The organism is Streptomyces sp. B8-7 (assembly GCF_058833805.1).
Genome location: NZ_JBYRRL010000008.1, coordinates 1 through 17,711 on the forward strand (window position 1 = coordinate 1; position 17,711 = coordinate 17,711).

General features: G+C 74.1%; 13 protein-coding genes and 1 pseudogene. 11 read left to right on the forward strand and 3 right to left on the reverse strand.

What is annotated here, in order from left to right:
• A pseudogene (locus AC5K6T_RS31275) lies at positions 1-296 on the forward strand (hypothetical protein); the annotation flags it as partial.
• 420 nt (positions 297-716) lie between these two features.
• Here AC5K6T_RS31275 and AC5K6T_RS31280 read toward each other — a convergent pair.
• On the reverse strand, positions 717-1,250 hold the full coding sequence (locus AC5K6T_RS31280; protein WP_493214399.1) for a TerD family protein: 534 nt from the start codon (positions 1,248-1,250) through the stop codon (positions 717-719).
• A 145-nt stretch (positions 1,251-1,395) separates the two neighbouring features.
• On the opposite strand from AC5K6T_RS31280, the gene AC5K6T_RS31285 reads away from it, so the two are divergent.
• The 3 genes from AC5K6T_RS31285 to AC5K6T_RS31295 all read left to right on the forward strand — a co-directional run bounded on the left by AC5K6T_RS31285 (position 1,396) and on the right by AC5K6T_RS31295 (position 3,698).
• Positions 1,396-2,001 (forward strand): YdbC family protein, encoded by a 606-nt coding sequence (locus AC5K6T_RS31285; RefSeq protein ID WP_493214400.1) that lies wholly within the window; start codon positions 1,396-1,398, stop codon positions 1,999-2,001.
• A 119-nt stretch (positions 2,002-2,120) separates the two neighbouring features.
• A complete protein-coding gene (locus AC5K6T_RS31290; protein ID WP_493214401.1) occupies positions 2,121-2,780 on the forward strand; it encodes a histidine phosphatase family protein in 660 nt (219 codons plus the stop codon).
• Between the two features lie 12 nt (positions 2,781-2,792).
• Positions 2,793-3,698, forward strand: coding sequence for an ADP-ribosylglycohydrolase family protein (locus tag AC5K6T_RS31295; protein WP_493214402.1), 906 nt, complete (start codon positions 2,793-2,795; stop codon positions 3,696-3,698).
• 728 nt (positions 3,699-4,426) lie between these two features.
• Here the strand turns inward: AC5K6T_RS31295 and AC5K6T_RS31300 are convergent.
• On the reverse strand, positions 4,427-5,974 hold the full coding sequence (locus AC5K6T_RS31300) for an MFS transporter (RefSeq protein WP_493214403.1): 1,548 nt from the start codon (positions 5,972-5,974) through the stop codon (positions 4,427-4,429).
• A 195-nt stretch (positions 5,975-6,169) separates the two neighbouring features.
• Here AC5K6T_RS31300 and AC5K6T_RS31305 point away from each other — a divergent pair, with 195 nt between their 5' ends.
• From AC5K6T_RS31305 to AC5K6T_RS31315, 3 genes are all read left to right on the forward strand, one after another.
• A complete protein-coding gene (locus tag AC5K6T_RS31305; RefSeq protein WP_493214404.1) occupies positions 6,170-6,790 on the forward strand; it encodes a TetR/AcrR family transcriptional regulator in 621 nt (206 codons plus the stop codon).
• An 81-nt stretch (positions 6,791-6,871) separates the two neighbouring features.
• Entirely contained in the window at positions 6,872-7,573 is a 702-nt protein-coding gene (rnhB, locus tag AC5K6T_RS31310; protein ID WP_493214405.1) for a ribonuclease HII, read from the forward strand.
• 68 nt (positions 7,574-7,641) lie between these two features.
• The gene (locus AC5K6T_RS31315; protein WP_493214406.1) at positions 7,642-8,286 is read left to right on the forward strand and encodes a hypothetical protein; all 645 of its coding nucleotides are present in this window, start codon (positions 7,642-7,644) and stop codon (positions 8,284-8,286) included.
• Between the two features lie 341 nt (positions 8,287-8,627).
• On the opposite strand, the gene AC5K6T_RS31320 is transcribed toward AC5K6T_RS31315, so the two are convergent.
• Positions 8,628-9,254, reverse strand: a complete 627-nt coding sequence (locus AC5K6T_RS31320; protein ID WP_493214407.1) for a hypothetical protein — start codon at positions 9,252-9,254, stop codon at positions 8,628-8,630.
• Positions 9,255-9,789: 535 nt separating this feature from the next.
• On the opposite strand from AC5K6T_RS31320, the gene AC5K6T_RS31325 reads away from it, so the two are divergent.
• The 4 genes from AC5K6T_RS31325 to AC5K6T_RS31340 all read left to right on the forward strand — a co-directional run bounded on the left by AC5K6T_RS31325 (position 9,790) and on the right by AC5K6T_RS31340 (position 17,663).
• A complete protein-coding gene (locus tag AC5K6T_RS31325) occupies positions 9,790-11,949 on the forward strand; it encodes a RecQ family ATP-dependent DNA helicase (protein ID WP_493214408.1) in 2,160 nt (719 codons plus the stop codon).
• Positions 11,950-12,263: 314 nt separating this feature from the next.
• Positions 12,264-13,889: a DUF4192 domain-containing protein gene (locus tag AC5K6T_RS31330; protein WP_493214409.1), complete on the forward strand. Its 1,626-nt coding sequence runs from the start codon at positions 12,264-12,266 to the stop codon at positions 13,887-13,889.
• Positions 13,890-14,641: 752 nt separating this feature from the next.
• On the forward strand, positions 14,642-16,555 hold the full coding sequence (locus AC5K6T_RS31335) for a glycogen debranching N-terminal domain-containing protein (protein WP_493214428.1): 1,914 nt from the start codon (positions 14,642-14,644) through the stop codon (positions 16,553-16,555).
• Between the two features lie 349 nt (positions 16,556-16,904).
• The gene (locus tag AC5K6T_RS31340) at positions 16,905-17,663 is read left to right on the forward strand and encodes an NUDIX hydrolase (RefSeq protein ID WP_493214429.1); all 759 of its coding nucleotides are present in this window, start codon (positions 16,905-16,907) and stop codon (positions 17,661-17,663) included.
• Positions 17,664-17,711: the final 48 nt, after the last annotated feature.

Here is a 17,711-nt window from a genome sequence, read left to right on the forward strand (position 1 = left end):
AAGCTCATGCTCGCCGTGTGGGTTCGCTCAGCCCGACGATCGAGCGCTACTTCACGATCGCGGTGCTCACTCAGCACCTGACCACGGAGCCTCCCGAGGCTGCGGGGTGCACTGCGACTCAGCAGGAATCGCTCCGAGAGACATACCTCGAAGTCCTCGACCGAGAGGAGTGGACCGAGACGGCACGCGCCGGGTTCACTGCGGATGACAACCTGATGCGATGGCTCGCCGATCACCGGGCGCCCCGGCTGAAGCTGCGTGCGTTCCCCGATCGAGAGCCGGATACCGAGGAATAGCGCACGTCAGGAATAAGTGCTCTCCACCAGTATTCCGGGCGGGAGGACGCGGGGGCCCTGTGCCGCCGCGTCCTCCCGCGCGGGGAGGCCGCCGGGGAGCCGGCCCGACGACGGGTGCCCTGAGCCGGGATCCGCGTCCCGCGCGCGCCCTGCGGGCGGCCCCGGGCGGGTGCCCGCCCGGGGCCGTCGTGCCTGGGCCTCCGGCACCACGCGCACCCGCGCAGGCTCCGGTCCTCTCCTCCTCGCGGACCAGTGCCTGCGCACCGGCGACACCGGTGTGCCGCACGCACCGGGCCCGGCACCGAGAGGCCCGTGCGGGACGGCCTCCCGGGACGGCCTCCCGGGGCGGCCTCCCGGACGGCCTCCCGGGACGGTCTCTCGGCGACGCTCGCCGTCGTGGCGCCGTACTCCGGCCGGCCGTCAGGGGCGGCCGATGGCGCCCATGGCGCGGACGAACGTCGCGGGGTCGTCCTCGAAGCCCCGCACCCCCGGGCGCAGATCCCAGTTGCCCGCCTCGTCGCGGACGAACTCCGCGACGGTCGCCGCCGTCGCGCCCAGGACCGAACCGAAGTCGTCCAGAGCCAGGTCGGTGTACCCCTCACGGATCCGCAGGCCCGGATTGGCGACGCTGACGAACGTCCGGCCGACGGGACGCTGCTGCAGGATCACACCGACCACCACGCGCGCGTACCGGGCGTCCAGCCGCTCCAGTTCCAGCACCATGACCTCGTCCCAGCCGAAGCCCTTGCCGTCCTGGCTGTCCCGGCTGAGGTGGATGGTGCCGTCGGGGGAGCGGCTGTCGAAGTGCACCACGTAGGAGGGGTCCCCGTACGGCTCCTCGCGTACATAGGTCGCCGCCACCAGGTCCAGGTCCGTGGGCGGTTGGCCCGCCGGGCTCGGATCCCACTTCAGGGCCACCTCGACCTTGCGGATACCCTTGATGAGGTCGTTCACCTGACTCCCTTTCCCCGTCGGTCCGAGGGCCCAACTGCTGTGCTGACGGGCCCGGTTGCCATCCTGCCACGCGCGCGTGCCCTGCTGCGGGCGGCTCCGTCACCGGGCGGGCCCCCGCCGCGCTCCGTGGCTTTACCATGGCGCGGTGCTGGTCAAGTGGATTCGCTGCACCGTGGTGGACCGCCGAGGTTTCGAGCGGGGGCAGCGGAAGTGGGCGGGGCTGCCCGGCGAACCGGGTTTCCGGGGGCAGGGCGGAGGCTGGAGCAGGGCGCGGCCGTCGGTCGCCCATGTCTTCGCCTTCTGGGAGAGCAGGGCGTTCTACGACTCCTTCATGGCGCGCTCCCACGACCGGCTCGCCGCGTCCCAGGCCGGCACCTTCAAGAACGCCCAGGTCAGGCTCTTCGAGTACCGTTTCGACGTGAAGACGGGGTTCGAACCGCGCTTCACCGACGCGGACCTGATCCGGGTCGCCCTGTGCCGCGTCCACCAGGACCGCGTCGAGAACTTCACGCTGATGCAGGAGAAGGTCTGGAACCCTGCCATGGCCGGATCGCCGGGCATGGTCCGCGGGCTGTTCGGCGAGGCGCCGGGGCACGAGTTCCTGGTCCTGTCCATGTGGCGGTCGGCCGCCGAGCACGGCAAGTACCGCACCGAGCGGGTGGAGCGGCTCGCCCTGCGGGCCCAGACCGAGGCCGACGTCGCGGCCCTCACCGGAGACGTCGTGGACCTTGAACCCTCCTGGACGGTGTGACGGGCACCCGGTGCGCAGCAGTCGCACCATGCGCCGGGGCGGGCGCACACGGTGTGACCTACGCCGTATGGAGCCCGCACGGGTGCTCGGCCGGGCGCGGATCGATCTAGGGTTTCGGCATGGCACGACCACGGCGCATCGTCCTTGTCCGGCACGGCGAGTCAACCGGCAACGTTGATGACACCGTGTACGAGCGTGAGCCCGACCATGCCCTGGCGCTGACCGAGCGCGGCCGGCAGCAGGCCGGGAAGGCCGGCGAGGAGCTGCGGGCACTCTTCGGGCGCGAGCGCGTGAGCGTGTACGTCTCCCCCTACCGGCGTACCCACGACACCCTCCGCGCCTTCCACCTCGACCCCGGACGGATACGGGTGCGTGAGGAGCCCCGGCTGCGCGAGCAGGACTGGGGCAACTGGCAGGACCGCGACGACGTGCGGCTCCAGAAGGCCTACCGCGACGCCTACGGACACTTCTTCTACCGCTTCGCGCAGGGGGAGAGCGGCGCCGACGTCTACGACCGGGTGGGCGGGTTCCTGGAGAGCCTCTACCGCAGTTTCGAGGCACCCGATCACCCGCCCAACGTGCTCCTCGTCACGCACGGCCTGGCGATGCGGCTGTTCTGCATGCGCTGGTTCCACTGGACGGTCGCGGAATTCGAGTCGCTGGCCAATCCCGGGAACGGCGAGATGCGGATGCTCGTTCTCGGAGACGACGGCAAGTACACGCTCGACCGGCCGTTCGAGCGCTGGCGGGAGCCGGAGCCGTACGGGATCACCGGATAGAGTGGCAGGGCGATGACCGCAGATTCCTCTTCCCACGTGCGCCTGGAGCGGGCCCTGGGCAGCCTGCGCGGACTGGCGGTGGGTGACGCGCTGGGCTCGCAGTTCTTCGCGCCGGCGCGCTATCCGCTGCTCAAGCGGCGCGAGCTGCCGGACGGGTCGTGGCAGTGGACGGACGACACCGAGATGGCCTGCTCCGTGGTGGCCGTGCTCGCCGCTCACCACCGCATCGACCAGGACGCCCTCGCCCTGTCGTTCGCCGAGCACCACGACTTCGACCGGGAGTACGGGCCCGCCGTGGCGCGGCTGCTGAGGCTGATCCGCGAGGGTGGCGACTGGCGTGAACTGTCCGCCGCGCTGTTCCAGGGCGCCGGGTCCTGGGGCAACGGAGCGGCGGTGCGCATCGCGCCCCTGGGCGCCTGGTACGCGGACGACCCCGAGCAGGCCACCCACCAGGCGGAGATCTCCGCCTACCCCACCCACCAGCATCGCGAGGCCGTGGTCGGCGCGATGGCGGTGGCCGCGGCGGCGGCACTGGTCGCCGCCCCCGGCGGCCCGCCCAGAGCCGAGGCACTCCTCGACGACGTGATCGCCCTGCTGCCCAGGAGCGCCGTGGGCGCAGGCCTGCGCCGCGCCCGCGACATGCTCGACTACGGTGACGCGGCCACCGTGGCCGCCGTGCTCGGCTGCGGTCGGCGCAAGTCGGCCCACGACACGGTGCCGTTCGCCCTGTGGTCCGCGGCTCGCCGCCTCGGTGACTACGAGGAGGCGTTCTGGACCACGGCCCGGGTCGGCGGTGATGTGGACACCACCTGCGCGATCGTGGGCGGTGTACTCGCCTCCGGCGAGCCGGGCACGCCGCCCGCCGACTGGGTCACCCGGACCGAGTCGGTCCCGGACTGGGTGCCTGCCGCCGTCTGAGGGGGCACCCTGCCCGCCAGCCTGGCCGGAGCCCGCAAGTCTCGCCGTCGCCCGCCGGCTCGACGGGCTCCGGCCGCCCGTGCCCGGCCTCGCTCCGGGCCGCCCTCGTGCGCTTCCCGGCCTCCGTGACCGCTGTTCCACACCATGGTGACACTCTGCATTCTTCGGGAACTCTGCGTGAGCGCGCCGCGTTGTCGTCGTGAGTGCCGCGCCGACAGGTGTGGACGGACCGGATGGACCGGACGGACCGGACGGCTTCGGCGGCTTCGGCGGAGCCGGGCGGTATCGGCGGCGCCGTCGGAGGTGAGCGGTGCCGGGCGACGACGGCGAGGGTGAAGGGGGTGGCGGGTGTGCAGGTTCTCCGGTTTCTGGCCGTGGCCGCGGGGTGCGCGTCGCGGTGGCGTGCGGCCCGGGGCCGGCACGGGGCGGCGGCTCCCGCGCCGCCGCGGGAGCCGCCGCGGGAGCCGCCGTGGGTGACGCCGTGCTCGTCCGCGCCGGTGGTGCGCTCCTTGCGGTCCGCCCGCCCGGTCCGGTTCGGTCGGCCGGTGAGGACGGCAGACCGCGCGGTCCGGGCCGCCCGGCCCGAGCCGCTGCCGTCCGTGACGCCGCGGTCCGCGGGAGTGCGGTCCGCGACGCCGCGGACCACGGGAGTGCGGCCCGGCGGCCCCGGGCGCACCGTCGGCATGCCTTTCGGCGCGTCTCCGGGACCGGCGCGGCGCCGGGTGCTCTCAGCTGTCCACCGGGCCCGCCGATCCGGCGAGCGCCGCCAGGTCGCTTCTGCGCACGCGGATCACCACGGCGGAGGTGACCAGGGCGAGCACGGCCATCCCCGCTGCCGGGAGGAATGCGCTCGAAATGCCCTCGGAGAGCACCGCGTGCCCCCAGGGCGCCGGCAACAGGTGCGTCTGCTGGAACTCCGCCTGCTGCTGCGCGGTGCCGTGCGTCAGGAAGTCCGGCATCTGACGCTTCGCCTCGTCCGCGCTGGCCGTGCCGAAGACGGTGGTGAGGATCGACAGGCCGAGCGAACCGCCCACCTGCTGGGTGGCGTTGAGCAGTCCGGACGCCGCACCCGCCTCGTGCGGTGCGACGCCCGAGACCGCGGTCACCGTCACCGTCACGAAGATCAGCCCCATACCGAACCCGAACACCAGCATCGGGCCGATCACCCCGCCGGCGTACGAGCTGTCCGGGGTGATGAAGGTCTGCCAGGACAGGCCGGTCAGCACGAGGGTGGAGCCCACCAGCATGAACGGCTTGGGGCCCAGCGCCGGCAGGAACCGCTGCGACAGCCCCGCGCCGACCGCGATCGCCGCCGTCACGGGGAGGAAGGCCAGACCCGCCTTGATCGGGCTGTAGCCGAGCACGTTCTGCACGAACAGCACGATGTAGAAGAACATGCCGAACATCGCCGCGGCCAGGCACAGCATGATCACGTACGTTCCGGAGCGGTTGCGGTCCGCGAACAACCGCAGCGGGGTGATCGGTTCCCTCGCCCGCATCTCGATGGAGACGAAGCCCACCAGCAGGACCACCGCGGCAGCGAAGGAGCCCAGGGCGAGAGAGTCGCGCCAGCCGTCCTCGGCCGCGCGGATGAAGCCGTAGACCAGCGAGGCCATGCCGAGGGTCGAGGCGAGAGCGCCGGCGATGTCGAAGCGGCCGGGATGCCGCTCGGACTCGGCGAGGTACAGCGGTGTCATCGCCGCGATCAGCAGTCCGATCGGCACGTTGACGAAGAGGACCCAGCGCCAGTCGAGCCACTCGGTGAGCATGCCCCCCGCGAGCAGCCCGACGGCACCGCCGCCCGCGGAGACCGCCGCGAACACCCCGAAAGCGCGGTTGCGCTCGGGGCCTTCGGGAAACGTCGTGGTGACCAGCGCCAGTGCGGTCGGCGAGGCGATGGCGCCGCCGACCCCCTGCAGCGCCCGCGCCGCCAGCAGCTGCCAGGGCTCCTGTGCGAGACCGCCCAGCAGCGAGGCGAACGTGAACAGCAGGATGCCGGTCAGGAAGACCCGCCGCCGCCCGAGGATGTCACCGGCCCGCGCTCCCAGCAGAAGCAGTCCGCCGAAGGTGAGCGTGTAGGAACTCACCACCCATGTCAGATCGGTGGTGCTGAAGCTGAGAGCGGCTTGAATGTGCGGGAGTGCGATGTTCACAATCGTCGCGTCGAGGACCACCATGAGCTGGCAGGCCGCGATGACGGCGAGCGCGATGCCGGGATGCCCCGCCCGGCGTGGCGCCCCGGATTTCTGGTGCTGAGTCAATTGAGAGGTCGTCACCGTACTTCCCCCACACCCTCATTAGTGAACGATGGTGTTCACTGTCACGCCCACGGTAGTGAGATCCCCGTAGTGAACGCAAGCGTTCACTTCCGCTGCCGGACGGAACATGACCTCCGCCACTGCACGGTGGAGGGTCCCCGTCGTCCCGGACCGGCTCCGGGGCACTCCGCTTCTGCTCACTGGAGAGACTCGATGGCTTCGCCGCGCTGGACGGACCCCGCCCGGTCGGCCCCGCCCCGCCGACGCGGAGCGGTGCTCGAACGGGCGATCCTCGACGCCGCCCTGGACCAGCTCAGTACCGTCGGCTGGAGCGGCCTGACGATGGAAGGCGTCGCCTCCCGCGCCCAGACCGGGAAAGCCGCCGTCTACCGGCGCTGGCCCACCAAGGAGGACCTGGTCGTCGACGCCCTGCGGGCAGGCCTGCCCCGGCTGGACGGCGCCCCCGACCTGGGAGGGGTCCGCGAGGACCTGCTGGCCCTGTGTCGGCAGGCGCGGGACGCGATGTTCTCCCGCCCCGGCTGCGCGCTGCGCGCGGTGATTCACGAATGCGACCATGCGCAGGCCGAGCGCTTTCACAGTGTGATCTTCGACGCGGTCGTGGAGCCGACGCTCGGCATGCTGCGGAAGGTCATCACGCGTGGCATAGCCCGGGGCGAGGTGCGGAAGGACGCAGCCAACGGCTATGTCTTCGACGCGATTCCGGCGATGATGATGTACCGCTCCAAGATGTGCGCCAGCGAATGGAGCGACCAGGATCTCGCCGGGCTCATCGACCAGCTGATGATGCCGCTGCTGCGGACACCGGACTCCTGACGGCCGTCACCGGGTGCTGCGACGTCAGCCGGGGTGCCGGGGTGTCGCGGGGGCTTCGGGGCGTCGTAGGCTAGGCATGTCATGGCGTACGAACCACCCACCCACACCGTCGAGCGCTCACTCCGCGCCACGACCGGGGCGAAGATCGTTGCCGGTGTCGACGAGGTGGGACGCGGCGCGTGGGCCGGCCCCGTCACCGTCTGTGCGGCGGTCACCGGCCTGCGGCGGCCCCCCGAGGGCCTCACCGACTCCAAACTGATCACCGTCAAACGGCGCACCGTGCTCGCCGAGGAGCTCCGGACATGGGTGACATGCTTCGCACTGGGGCATGCCTCTCCCGAGGAGATCGACCAACGGGGAATGACCGCCGCCCTGCGGCTCGCCGCGGTGCGCGCGCTGGACGCCCTTCCGGTGCGCCCTGACGCGGTCATCCTCGACGGCAAGCACGACTACCTCGGCACCCCGTGGAAGGTCCGTACGGTGATCAAGGGCGACCGGTCCTGCGTGGCCGTGGCCGCGGCCTCGGTGATCGCCAAGGTTCAGCGCGACAAAATGATGGCCGAACTGGGTATCGACCATGCACACTTCGGTTTTGCGGACAACGCCGGGTATCCGTCGCCCGTGCACAAGGCCGCACTGGAGGAATGGGGACCCACTCCCCACCACCGGTTGTCGTGGGCGTATCTTGATGCGCTGCCCCAGTGGCGGCACCTCAAGAAGGCCCGCAACTGGGCGGACGGAAGCGTTCCGGAAATCGAGGGTCAGCTCGGCTTCGATTTCTGACGGTTCTGCTCGCATGCACGTGCCACCCGCCGAGGCGAGCCGTACCAACGTTTGATAGACATCAGCTCATGCCTCTCATCCCCGAGGAGCCTCAGATTCACGAGAGTGCCCAGGGTCCCCGCGCCACGCCGGCCAGCGGCCGCAACGCGCCGACCCCCCGCCCTGTACCCGGCCCCCGCCCCGTGGCGCCGCCGCGCCCGGGCCGCCCGGGGCCGACGCGCCCGACGCCGCCGGCTCAGCGCACCCCGCGCGACGCCGCCGCGGCCAAGCCCGTTCCGTCGGGCCCTCCCGTCACCCCCGCGACCGCCGGCAAGGCCTCGCACACGCCGCAGATCCAGCTGATCCCGGCCTCCGCCGAGGGCGCGCTCGACGCGGCCGAGGAAGCCGTCGACCTGCTCCTGGACTCCGGCCGTGCCCCCGGTGACATCCTGGTGATCACCACCGGGGAACACCACCCCTGGGCCGCTCACGAGCTGTCCTTCGGGGAGACCTCCTACTGGGCCCAGCACGACGCGGGCGACGACGTCTTCTACACCGGTGCCGACGTCGCGAGCCGTGCCGGGAGCCGGTCCGTCGTGGTCGTCGCGGTCAACGGCGGCACCGACGCCACGGCCGCCCAGGCGCTCCCGCTGGCCCTCACCCGGGCCGGTGCCCTGCTGATCGTCTGCGGCGACCCGCAGCAGATCAACTCGGTGCTGGGCGCGGGCGTCTGAGCACGCCCCGAGGCGTCCGAGGACGCTGCGGGCGACGACAGCCGCCCTCCGGCCGGGCCCCGTGCCCGGTCGAGGCGCGGACGACCGGAGGCGCGCTGGCGCGTGCCTCCGCCCGGTGTGCCGGAGCGCGCCGCAACCCGCCGACCCCGTTCACGGGGGAACGTGAGGTGCGCCGTGCACGCCGCGGCCGTCCCCGCTGCCCGGGTGCCTCCCCCGGGGACGCCTCGCCCGGCCTGCCGGGCGGAGCCCGTACCGCGTAGGGCCGCCGTCCGCCCCGGTCTCCAGCCGCCGTCGACGGCACTCCCGGCACGACCGACCGCGCCGTGCGAGGAATCGCGACCTCAGCGGGCCGCCACGCGGCGCAGACCGTCGGACGAGACGCCGCCGGTACGCGGCAGCAACGGGGTCACCTCCCCGGAACCGAAGGGTTCCGGAGCCGAGCCCGCACTGGGCCGACGGCCGCCGCGCCCCTCACCGAGCACCTGCCAGCCCTCGTGGGTGAGCAGGATGTAGGCCCCGCAGCGCAGCCCGTGCAGGGTGCACGCGTCACGCAACCCCCACATCCAGGCGCCGTCCTCCTCCGTCCAGCGCGCGTCGCCGTCCCGGCAGCACAGGAGTACGGCCGTACGCACCGGCGTACGGCGCCGCAGGTCGTGCGGGATCACCCGGCGCAGCTGGGCGAGCAGGGAGTTGCGGAACATCCATCCGTCGGCAGGTGCCGGGCGGCGCGTGAACGAGGCGCTCGCCCGCAGCCGTTCATCGGGGTCCAGGACGGCGACGACCGCCGTCCCCGGTTCCGGCCGGTGCCGTGCATGCAGCCCGCTGACCACCTCGCGGGGGTTGCGCAGCAGAGGAATGCCGGCCGCGGCCCACTCGGCCGGCTCGAGCATGCGCGCGGCTGAAGCGGCGGACAGTTCCGCGGACGCCGACGTCGAAGCCGTGGGAGACGGAGCGAATCCGAAGGTCACGTTTCTCCCTTCGGCTACGCGCCCACACTGCGGGCGGGATCGGATTCGGGGGCGCGCACCGCAGTGAAGCCCTTCCGGACCACGGCCGGGCCGTGCGGGGAGCGGACCTCAATTCTTGCTGTCGAACTTGGATGCGGCAACGAGCAATTGGGGCCACCGCCCTTTATCTGGCGTTCGGTGGCTTATATCACTACCCCGCGCGGCGCCGGATGATGCGGACAACCGTGACATGAACGGGCCGGGAGAGCCAGGGCCCGGCCCGGCCGCCCGCCCGGACGCGCCACGACGCCGCCGGACGGCCCGTGTCGCTGAGGCGCCCGCCGCGCGCCCGCGCACCCCCGGGCCCGTCCGCCCGGACACCGGAGCCGTCCCGGGCCGCCCGGAGAACGCACCCACGCGACACAGGCGGCCCGCCGTTCCTCTGCTGCCTCGCCGTGCGCGAGACGACCGGAATGTGCTGCTCCGATCCCTCCGGCAGACCCGGCCTCGCGGGGTGAACTGGCCGATTGTCGGTGTCATCCGCTTGCATGGAGGCATGGACAACCAGGAGCTCCGCGCCGAAGCCGATGCCGTTCTCGCCGAGCTGGTGGGCGCCCCGGACGGCTCGGCCCGGCTGCGGGAGGACCAGTGGCAGGCCGTGGCCGCGCTCGTCGAGGACCGCCGGCGTGCTCTCGTCGTACAGCGCACCGGCTGGGGCAAGTCGGCGGTGTACTTCGTCGCCACGGCCCTGCTCCGCAGACGCGGCTCGGGCCCCACCGTGATCGTGTCCCCGCTGCTGGCCCTCATGCGCAACCAGGTGGAGGCCGCCGAACGCGCCGGTATCAACGCCCGCACCATCAATTCCGCCAACCCCGAGGAGTGGCAGACGGTCCACGGCGAGGTGGAGCGCGGGGAGACCGACGTGCTGCTCGTCAGTCCCGAGCGACTCAACGCCGTGGACTTCCGCGAGCAGATCCTGCCCGGCCTCGCGGAGTCGACCGGCCTCCTGGTGGTCGACGAGGCACACTGCATCTCCGACTGGGGCCACGACTTCCGGCCCGACTACCGGAGGCTGCGGGCGATGCTCACCGACCTCGCTCCCGGGGTGCCGGTCCTGGCGACCACCGCGACCGCCAACGCCCGGGTCACGGCGGACGTGGCCGAGCAGCTGGGGACCGGCGGCGCGGACGCCCTCGTGCTGCGCGGCTCTCTGGAGCGCGAGAGCCTGCGGCTGGGCGTGATCCGGCTGCCGGACGCCGCGCACCGGCTGGCCTGGCTGGCCGAGCACCTCGACGAGCTGCCCGGTTCCGGGATCATCTACGCCCTGACTGTCGCCGCCGCCGAGGAGGCCACCGCCTTCCTGCGGCAGCGCGGCTTCGCAGTGGACTCCTACACGGGCCGCACGGAGAACGCCGACCGGCTCCAGGCCGAGGCCGACCTCCAGCAGAACCGCGTCAAGGCGCTCGTGGCGACGTCCGCGCTCGGCATGGGCTTCGACAAGCCCGACCTCGGATTCGTGATCCACCTCGGCTCCCCGTCCTCGCCGATCGCCTACTACCAGCAGGTCGGGCGCGCCGGACGCGGGGTGGAGCACGCCGAGGTGCTGATGCTGCCCGGCAAGGAGGACGAGGCGATCTGGCGCTACTTCGCCGACACCGCGTTCCCGCCCGAGGCGCAGGTGCGGCAGACCCTCGCGGCCCTCGCCGACGCGGGACGTCCGCTGTCCGTGCCTGCTCTGGAGGCGGTGGTGGATCTGCGGCGCACCCGGCTGGAGACGATGCTGAAGGTCCTCGACGTCGACGGGGCCGTGCGCCGGGTGAAAGGCGGCTGGGAGAGCACGGGGCGGCCCTGGGTGTACGACACCGACCGGTACGCCTGGGTGGCCCGGCAGCGCGCCGCCGAACGGCAGGCGATGCGCGACTACATCGCCACGGGCGACTGCCGTATGGAGTTCCTGCGGCTCCAACTGGACGACGAGGGCGCGGCCCCGTGCGGACGCTGCGACAACTGCGCGGGTGCCTGGATCGACTCCGGCGTCTCCGCCGAGGCGCTGACGGGGGCCGCGAAGGAACTGGACCGCCCCGGTGTGGAGGTCGAGCCGCGCCGCATGTGGCCGACCGGCATGCCGGCCCTCGGCGTCGACCTCAAGGGGCGTATCCCCGCCGCCGAGCAGGGCTCGACGGGGCGCGCACTGGGCAGGCTCTCGGACATCGGCTGGGGCAACCGGCTGCGTCCGCTGCTGGCGGAGGGCGCGTCCGACGGTCCGGTGCCCTCCGACGTGCTGCAGGCTTCGGTGGCCGTCCTCGCCGACTGGGCGCGCTCCCCGTCCGGCTGGGCGTCCGGCGGCCCGGACGCCTCCGCCCGGCCCGTCGGGGTCGTCTCGGTGCCGTCCCTGACCCGTCCTCAGCTGGTCGGCTCCCTCGCGGAGGGCCTCGCCGGCATCGGGCGGCTGCCCTACCTGGGGGCGCTGGCGTACACCGGGGAAGGCGGCGCGCACGCGGCCCGCCGCAGCAACTCCGCGCAGCGGCTCAGAGCGCTGTTCGGCGCCTTCACCGTCCCCCCGGAGCTGGCGGCCGCCCTGGCCGGCGCCCAGGGGCCGGTGCTGCTGGTGGACGACCTCACCGACTCGGGCTGGACCCTCGCGGTCGCCGCCCGGCTGCTCCGGCAGGCGGGTGCCGGGCAGGTGCTGCCCCTGGTGCTGGCGTCCGCCGGGTGAGCTCCGGCCGCGGTCGGGGCTGCCTCGCCCGGCGGGTGAGCCCCGACGGCGGCCGTCCTGCTGTGCCTGCTTCCCCCGCCTGCCGCGGGTCCGCCTGACGCCGACGGCCCTCCGCCCTGACGCGCGCCCGTCGTCCCTGACCTGTCGCCGCCCCGTCCGACGCCGTGCGCTGCCTCGCCCCGGCCCGCGGTGACGGCTGGACTCCGGGCGAGGCGCGGCGCGAGAGAGGCGGAGCGTCGTGACCGTGTCGTGTTCCTGACCGGACTTATCCACAGGGGCAAGCGGAACCCGGAGATCCGCGAGATCGTCACCGCATGACACATCACGGCGAAAGCAGCGAACCCTTCGAAAGTGCCGGATCCTTCGGAGACGGCGACATCATCGGTCAGAGCGGACACTCCCGGCCGGGCCTACGCCCGCCGCGGCACGAGGTCGCTCCCCACGCGGAGCGGGCCCCCGCCGCGGGGGACGCCGCCGCGGGGGACGCCGGCCCGGACCAGGTCACCCTGCGCACCCCCACCGAGCTGGCCGACGCCCTGCCCTACCTGCTCGGGTACCGGCCCGAGGACAGCATCGTGATGGCCGCCCTGCACGACAGGGACGGTCGCGGCCGCTTCGGCGGCAGGGCGCGGCTCGGCATCCCCGCGCACCGGGAGGACTGGCCCGCCGCGGCCAGGCAGCTCGCACACGGACTCGTGACCGGCGGCGAGCGCCGCGGGGCCCGGCCGGAGCAGATCGTCGTCTACCTCTGTCAGGAACCGGAACCGGGCGAGAGCGGCCAGGACGTCCGGGACCGGCTGGCGCCACTGGCCCACCGACTGAGGGTCGAATGCGGTCAGCTGGACGTGCCGGTGATCGAGGCACTGTGCGTCTCGGACGGCCGCTGCTGGTCGTACTGCTGCGAGGAGACGGCCTGCTGTCCGCCCGAAGGCCGGCCGATGGGCCTGCCCGGCTCATCGGTGCTGGCGGCCGCCGCCACCTACGCGGGCCTCCAGGTGCGCGGCACACTGCGGGAGCTGCGGGGCAGGCTCCAGCCCTGGGACACCGCATCCGCGCTGAACCAGGAAATGGCCCTGGACGCCGCCGGACGGTCCCTCGTCCCGAGGATCCTCGACGAGGGCAGCCGCGAGGACGTCGCCGCGGAGACACTGGGGCTCGCCCAAAGGGTCATGAGCCGCCTGGCCGAGGCGCAGCCGGTGCCGAGCGCCTTCGCCGAGGACCTGCGGGACGACGAACTGCTCGCCCACGACGAGGCAGCCGCCCTCATCCTGGGCCTCCAGGACCGCGTGACCCGCGACCGCGCCGCCGAATGGATGGAGGGGGACGAGGCCGCACCGGCACTCCGGCTGTGGCGGGCGCTGGCCCGGCGCTGTGTCGGCCCGTACGGGGAACACGCTGCCGCCCCGCTCACCCTGGCCGGCTGGGTCGCCTGGTCGGCAGGCGACGAGATCGAGGCCCGGGAAGCCCTCGCCATGGCTCTGGGCGCCGACCCCGGCTACCTGTTCGCACGTCTGCTGCACCAGGCCTGCAACGAGGGCCTCGACCCGGAGTCGCTCCGCCGCTGCCTGCGCACGGAGCGCGGCCGGCGCGAGAGCACGGATCCCGGGTCCGACGACAGCGGCGAGGCCGTCGAGGCCCGTGGCAGCATCGCGGCCGACGACGAAGCGGGGCGCGGCAGTTGCCTGTCGCCTTCTCCGGCCGCGGGCCGCACCGCACGCCGTCCCCGCCCCGCGGTCCCCTCCCCGGCCGCCGCAGGGGTGCGACCGGGCGGCGGCCGGACGACGCGCTCCGGCCCGCGGCCGGCAGGCGGGGCACGCCCGCAGAACTCCCGTCCGCCCCGAGACCCTGACGGGGGCGGAGCACGGCGGCACCGGCCCCGGGGCTCCGACTCCCCTGCCACTCCGCTCCCCGGGCGCGACGCGACGCGGAGTGACCCGTGAACCGGTCCGCCGACAGGCTCGTCGACCACTGCCGGGCCGTTGTCCGGCAGGCCGCTCGGACGCTCGCGGGCGGTGGCGCTCCCCGAGGCCGCCGTCCGGATCGTTCCCGGTCGCCGGGGCGTGACCCGAACAAGTCCCGTCCCGTTCACCTCGGTGGCGGAGCGGCCTCCCGGTCGGACCGTACCGCCGCTCCGAGCACGCCCTGTCCTCGCCGGCGAACACCTCCTCACCCGTGCGAGGCGAACTCACCGCGGAAGAGCCGCCGTATGCACCAGCCGCCCGTACCCTCCTCCGACGACGATGCCCGCCGCGCCGCGGGCGGACCCGGTCCGCCCCCGGCGGAGAGTCCGGCACACGCGGTGCCGTCGGCCGGAGCGGAAGCCGGACGACCCTCCGGGCCTCGTGCCGGGGCCGGCACCCCGGCCGCCCCCGCGACCTCCGGCCGGGAGCGCCGCGCGCTCCGGCAGCCGGCCGGTCCCGGACAGCCTCCTGCGCCAGGTCTCCCGGAAGAACACCTGCAGCCCGCGGGGCCGAGAGCCTCGGACGCCCGCCCCCGGCCTCCCGTGTCCGAAGCTGCGGACCGGCACGGGCAGCCGCCCCCGCACCGGTCGTCGGCCCCTTACGCCCGTCGGCCGCAGACGGGGGAGGCCCGCGGCGGCTCTCCGGTACCCGCCGGTCGGCGACCGCTCGGTGCCGGCAGCGTCCAGCGGCCGCCCGCGCCGGCCGAACCACCGTGCGCGCACGGGCTCCTGATCTGTGTCGCCCTCCCGGGCCTCGCCGTCTCCGGAGACCATGGGCAGCTGACCGGCTCGGGGCTGGAGGGTTTCTACCACGGGGGCCGGCGTCTCCTGTCCCGGTGCCAGGTCCGGGTCGCGGGGCGCGAACCGGTCACGGTGCAGGCCCGGATGGCCGGCGCCGGCCGGGCGCGCTTCGCGGGCACGGTGCGGATCTCACCGCACGCCGGTCCGGACCCGGACGTGATGGTCGAGCGGATCCGCTCCGCCGACGGCACGGAGCGGATCACCCTGCACAGTGCGGCTCCCCGGTCCCTCCGGCTGCCGGTCGAAGTCGTCCTCGGCACCGACCTCGCCGCACTCGGGGCGATCGGCGCAGGCCGGACCGGACGGGAACTGCCCGCCGGCGTGCACGGCTTCGGCCTGCGCTGGACCGGCCCGGACGGCGGCTCGTCGGTCACCGCGGATCCGCCTCCCGACGACGCCGTGGCCTCGGCCGGACTGCTGCGCTGGGAACTGGAACTGGCTCCGGGCGGCCGTGCCAGCATCGAACTGCGGGTCCGGCCGACCGGGGGTGGGACCCGACCGGCCGTCCGCGCGGCCGCCGGTCCGCTCGCCGTCGCGGAGGCCGCGGGTGACGACCCGGGAGCCGCGGCGTTGCTGCGCACCGGTGTCGAGGACCTTCGGGCGCTGCTCCTCCGCGACCCCGCCCACCCGGCCGACACGTACGCCGCGGCCGGTGCGCCGTGGCGCTGCGGGCACGCCCCGGCCGAGGCACTCGCCGCCGCGCGGATGGCCCTGCCGCTCGGGACCCGCCTGGCGGCCGGCACACTGCGCAGCCTCGCCCGCACCCAGATCACCGGCTTCGGCGCGCGGTCCGGCATGATCCCCGGACCGCTCCGGGACGCGGGTGCGCATCTGCCGCCCGGCTGCACCGGGACCGAAGCGACCTTGCTGTTCCCCGTCCTGCTGGCCGAGGCCCGCCGGTGGGGCATGCCGGAGCGGGAGACCGAGGCACTGCTGCCCGCCGCCGAACGCTGCCTGCACTGGATGCGCAGAAGCGTGGGCGACGGCGTCTACCTGCCCGACCCCCGGCCCGGCGGCCCCGCACGCTGCGACACACAGGCCCACGCCCACCGAGCCGCGCTGCTGGGAGCGGACCTGCTCGACGCCCTCGGCAGACCCGGCGGTGCCGGACTGCGGGAGTGGGCGAGGGCACTGCGGACGGCGTTCCGGAACGACTTCTGGTGCGACGACCTCGCCGGCGGCCGGCCGGCCGCCGCCCGCACCGCGGACGGACACCTCGTCAGGCACCTGGGAGCCGCGGCCGCCACCCTTCTCGACACCGGCCTGCTCGGCTTCGGGCAGTACGCCGACGGCCTGCTGGACAAGGCCCGCACCGGACAGCTGGCGAGGCTGCTGGGGAGCCCGCCATGGGACTCGGGCTGGGGGCTCCGCAGCCTCGGCGCCGAGGAGGCCGGCTACAACCCCTTCGGCCATCGCACCGGCGCCGTCCGCGTCCACGAGACGGCCATCGCCGTCGCCGGACTCGCCGTGGCGGGGCACGAGAAGGAGGCGACCTCGCTGCTGCGGGGCCTGCTGGCGGCGGCAGGGGCCTTCGGACACCGGCTGCCGGAGATGTACGCGGGGGAGCAGCGCACCGCCGGAGGTGCTCCTCTTCCGCACCCGGCCGCCTGCCGCCCGGCGGCGACGTCCGCGGCCGCCGGAGTCCTGCTGCTGAGCACACTCGTGGGCATCCGTCCCGACGTCCCCGCCGGGACCGTCACCCTGCGGCCCCTGCGCGGTGCGCCGCTCGGCGAGCTCGCACTGGCCGGCCTGCGGGTCGCGGGTGCCCCGTTCTCGGTACGGGTGACACGGCTCGGAACGGCGCTGGTGGAGGAGGCGGCCGAGGGACTGCGATTGGGGACGTGACCGCAACCGGGGGCGTCCGCGGAGCCGGTCTCGGCCGCAACGGGGAACGCGGCCGTGGCCGGGGACGGTGACCGCGCACGGCCGATCGCGTGCGCCGCCCGGTTCCACGCCGCAACCAGAAGCCGCATCCCGTTCCACCCGGAGCCGTCACCTCCGTGGGCCGCACGGCACACAGCCCACCTCCCTGTGCGGGGAACGGCCCGCGCACCGCGCACCGCGGGGCGGGGCGGCGTGTCCGGGGACCCGCTGCGGCGGGGGAGGGCGGCATACCGGCCACGAAGAGGTTCGGCGGCCGTCGCGGCCGGGGAAGGGAGTGTTTATCGTCAGGAAGACGACTATGATCACGGACATGCCCTACGACCCGTCAGCCTTTCCGCCCTTCGCCGTCACCGTGGATCTGGTCGTGCTGACCGTTCGCCGCCATGCCCTGTGCGCGCTGGCGGTCCGCAGGGGAGAGCCGCCTTTCCAGGGGCGCTGGGCACTTCCGGGAGGGTTCGTGCGGGACGACGAGGACCTTGCCCAGGCGGCGGCGCGCGAGCTGGCGGAGGAGACCGGACTGCACGCCCACGAGCCGCCCCTCCCGGCCCAGGGCAACGGCGCCCATCTGGAGCAGCTCGCCACCTACGGTGACCCCGGGCGTGATCCGCGGATGCGGGTGGTGAGCGTCGCGCACCTCGCCCTCGCCCCGGACCTGCCCGCACCGCGCGCCGGAGGGGACGCGAGCAACGCCCGCTGGGCTCCCGTCGAGGAACTCCTGGAGCAGGGCGGCTACGGACGGGACGGGGAACCGGTGGCACCGCTCGCCTTCGACCACGCCCGGATCCTCGCCGACGGGGTCGAGCGAGCCCGGTCCAAGATCGAGTACTCGTCGCTGGCGACGGCGTTCTGCCCACAGGAATTCACCGTCGGCGAGCTGCGCCGCGTCTACGAGGCGGTGTGGGGCGTGGCCCTCGACCCGCGCAACTTCCACCGCAAGGTCACCGGCACGCCAGGCTTCCTCGTGCCCACCGGCGGTACCACCACCCGCCAGGGCGGACGTCCCGCCCAGCTCTTCCGTGCCGGTGGCGCCACCCTCCTCAACCCGCCGATGCTGCGTCCCGAGGTGTGAGGCGGCCTCCCCCGCCGGCCGAGGCCCAGCCGCCGTCCGGGAGGCGCG

Bases quoted from the DNA above. Each gene is read 5' to 3' on its own strand.
- AC5K6T_RS31290 (WP_493214401.1), top strand. From the start codon at position 2,121: ATGGCACGACCACGGCGCATCGTCCTTGTCCGGCACGGCGAGTCAACC.
- AC5K6T_RS31295 (WP_493214402.1), top strand. From the start codon at position 2,793: ATGACCGCAGATTCCTCTTCCCACGTGCGCCTGGAGCGGGCCCTGGGC.
- AC5K6T_RS31305 (WP_493214404.1), top strand. From the start codon at position 6,170: ATGGCTTCGCCGCGCTGGACGGACCCCGCCCGGTCGGCCCCGCCCCGC.
- rnhB (WP_493214405.1), top strand. From the start codon at position 6,872: ATGGCGTACGAACCACCCACCCACACCGTCGAGCGCTCACTCCGCGCC.
- AC5K6T_RS31315 (WP_493214406.1), top strand. From the start codon at position 7,642: ATGCCTCTCATCCCCGAGGAGCCTCAGATTCACGAGAGTGCCCAGGGT.
- AC5K6T_RS31325 (WP_493214408.1), top strand. From the start codon at position 9,790: ATGGACAACCAGGAGCTCCGCGCCGAAGCCGATGCCGTTCTCGCCGAG.
- AC5K6T_RS31330 (WP_493214409.1), top strand. From the start codon at position 12,264: ATGACACATCACGGCGAAAGCAGCGAACCCTTCGAAAGTGCCGGATCC.
- AC5K6T_RS31340 (WP_493214429.1), top strand. From the start codon at position 16,905: ATGCCCTACGACCCGTCAGCCTTTCCGCCCTTCGCCGTCACCGTGGAT.